Origin of the sequence: Streptomyces sp. MBT53 (assembly GCF_016654115.1) — a bacterium.
GTDB lineage: Bacteria > Actinomycetota > Actinomycetes > Streptomycetales > Streptomycetaceae > Streptomyces.
Window position 1 is genome coordinate 1 of the sequence record NZ_JAEQAZ010000396.1, and the last position, 3,113, is coordinate 3,113.

2 protein-coding genes are annotated in these 3,113 nt (G+C 72.4%); both read right to left on the reverse strand.

The annotated features are described in order from the left end of the window. The coding region (locus JHN45_RS51465) for a sensor histidine kinase (RefSeq protein ID WP_374195700.1) at nucleotides 1–1,113 on the reverse strand (1,113 nt) is incomplete at its 3' end. Nucleotides 1,114–1,175: 62 nt separating this feature from the next. Beyond that, on the reverse strand, nucleotides 1,176–3,113 hold a 1,938-nt coding region (locus JHN45_RS51470; RefSeq protein WP_201056394.1), incomplete at its 5' end, for an MMPL family transporter.

Below are 3,113 nucleotides of genomic sequence, written 5' to 3' on the forward strand. Positions count from 1 at the left end.
GTTGGTGAGCGCCTCCTGCACGATCCGGTAGGCGGCGGCGCCCACCGAGGGCGGTACGCCGTCCGCGTGGACGGACAGTTCGACCTTGGCCCCGGCCACCCTGGCCGCCTCCGCGAGCGCGCCCAGCCCGTCGAGCCCGGGCAGCGGCCCGCGCCCGTCCACAGAGCCGAGCCCGGAACCGGAACCCGGTCCGGAGCCGGGTTCGGCCGCCCACTCCCGTTCCCCTCCGGCACTCACGTTCACCTCGTTCTCCCGCAGCACCTCCAGCGTCGTACGCAACTCGCCCCGGGCCGTCCGGCAGGTTTCCGCGATGTCGTCGAGCGCCTGGGCGACCGCCTTTCGGTCGAGCCGGCCTGGATCCGCGGTGAGGACGTGGGCCGCCACGGACGTCCGCACACCGATCAGGGTGATGCTGTGCGCGAGCAGGTCGTGCAGGTCGCGGGCGATCCGCAGCCGCTCCTCGACGACCCGGCGCCGCGCCTCGTCCTCGCGGGTCCGTTCGGCCCGTTCGGCCCGCTCGACGATGGAGGCGACGTACTGGCGGTAGAGGCGGGCGTCGACGCCGAAGAACAGGACCGCGATGACCCAGCCGGAGATCTGCAGGAGCTCCAGTGCCCCGTCGGGGTTGGTGAAGCTGTTGATGATCAGCGTCGGGCCGAGGACGAGGACAGCGGTGAGCAGCGAGCGGCGTACCGTCCCGGTCGCCGCGACCGTGTAGAGCGCCAGGAGGGTCGCGGGGATGGGTACGGCGTGGTTGTAGTCGAGGACGTGGTACGCGGTGACGCAGGCCGCCACCGAGAGCAGCGCGAGCAGCGGACGGCTGCGCCGCCACACGAGCGGCACATGGGCGCCGGCCAGCAGGGCCCAGCCGGGCGGACCGAGCGGGAGTCCGTCGTCGAGGAACAACGCCAAGATGACGGCCAGCACGGCGACCCCGACGGCGAGGCACGCGTCGTTGCGGGTGCGGTGCGGCGCGGTGAGCGGGTCCCGGTTGACGACCGCCATGACGCGTTCGAACCGGCGTGGCCGCGCGTCGCCCCGTACGGCGGTGGTTCTCAGATCCCCTGCGGCTGTGGCCGCTCCCCGATCTTGCACGGCTCCATCTTCCGTCATGGGGGCGCCCCTCCGGCAGACGGCAGGAGAGGCGCCCGGTCGGCTGTGGTGATCCCGGCAGGTCAGGGCGCGCCGACCTGTTCCGGCTGCCGCGGCGGCTCGGTCGGTTCGGACGGCCCGGCGCCGGGCGCGCCTTCGCGGGAGAGGCCGCCAGGCCACCACATCTTCCGGCGCAGGGCGACGCTGGCACTGGTCACCAGGTACGTCCGTACGAGGAAGGTGTCGAGGAGTACGCCGACGGCGATCACGAAGCCCAGTTCGACGAGTTGTACGAGCCCCATGTTCATCAGCACGGCGAAGGTCGCGGCGAGGACCAGGCCGGCCGAGGCGATGACGGCGCCTGTGCTGCGCAGGGCGGTGAGCGCGGCGGCGGCCGGTTCCGCGCCGGCCAGGGACTCCTCCCGCATCCGGTGCATGAGGAAGATGCCGTAGTCGACGCCGAGGGCGACGAGGAACACGAAGGACAGCAGCCCGAGTCCGGGATCGGTTCCCTTGAGGCCGAGGAGCGGTCCGAAGGCCAGCCCGGCGATCCCGAGGGCCGCGCCCCAGACCGCGACCACGGCGGTCACCAGGATGAGCGGCGCGACGAGACTGCGCAGCAGGACGAACAGGATGAGCAGCACCGAGACGAGGACCAGGGGTACGACGATCTTCGTGTCCCGGCTGTTGGTGTCCTCCAGGTCGATCTGCTCGGCGCTGTCCCCGCCGACGTAGGAGCCCTTCAGTTCGCTGCGCAGGGACTTGATGGTGGCGGTCTCTCCCGCCGACTGGGGTGCGTCCTTCGCGATGACGGAGATCTCGGCCCAGCCGTCCGCGGTACGGCCCTTCTCGGCGCTCTCGACTCCCCGGGTGGCCCGGATCGCCGCGAGGGTCCGGTCGACGCGGTCCGCCGGGGTGATCACGTCGATGGGCTGGGTGCCGCGCCCGGGGTAGGCCCGGGCGAGGGTCTCCATGGCGGTGACGGCCTCCGGCTTGGTGACGAAGGAGTCCTCCTGCTTGACCGCCCCCGGCAGATTGAGCGTGCCGAGGGCGAGTGCGCCGAGCAGGACGGCTCCGGTCGCGAGCACGGTCAGCGGCCTGCGCCGGGCGGAGTCGCCCATCGCGGCGAAGAGGCTCCGACGCTGTTTGGGTTCGCTGCCGTAGGCCGGTACGAGCGGCCAGAAGACCCGCCGCCCGAGCAGGACGAGGACGGCGGGGAGCAGTGTCAGCATCGCGATCAGCGCGCACAGCACACCGACCGTGCCGAGCGGGCCCATGCCGCGGCTGCTGTTGAGATCGGCGGCGAGCAGACACAGCAGGCCGGCGGCGACGGTGCCGGAGGAGGCGAGCACGGCCGGCCCGCAGCCGCGCAGGGCGGCGACCATGGCCTCGTACGGGCGCTCGATGCGCCGCAGTTCCTCCCGGTAGCGCGAGACGAGGAGCAGTGCGTAGTCGGTGCCCGCGCCGAACACGAGGATCGTCATCACGGCGGAGCTCTGGCCCGTGACGGTGGTACCGAAGGCCTGGTTGAGCCCGTACGCGACGCCCATCGACAGGAGGTCGGCGACGCCGGCGACCACGAGCGGCACGAGCCACAGCACCGGACTGCGGTAGATCAGGATCAGCAGGAGGGCGACGACGGCGACGGTGGTGTAGAGCAGTGGCCCGCCGAGTGAGTCGTAGACCTTCCCGGCGTCGGTGCCGAGCGCTGCGGTGCCGCCCACCTCGACGCTCAGCCCGTCCTGGCCGTGGGCGATGCCCCGGACGTCCTCGACGAGCGCGTCCCGCAGCTTCTCGTCGCGCCCGGGCTCGTTGCTGACGACGGGGTACATGAGGGTCGTACCGTCGTCGGACGCAATCCCCTTGGGCGTCCCGCCGACCAGCTCATGCGCTGCGGCGATCTCCTCGACCTGCCCGGCCGCCACCCGCCGGTCGCCCGCGCTCAGCCCGCCGCCCCGGTGGTACACGATCACCATCTCGGTGCTCTCGCCCCCGGGCAGCGCGTCCTGTATCCGGGCCAC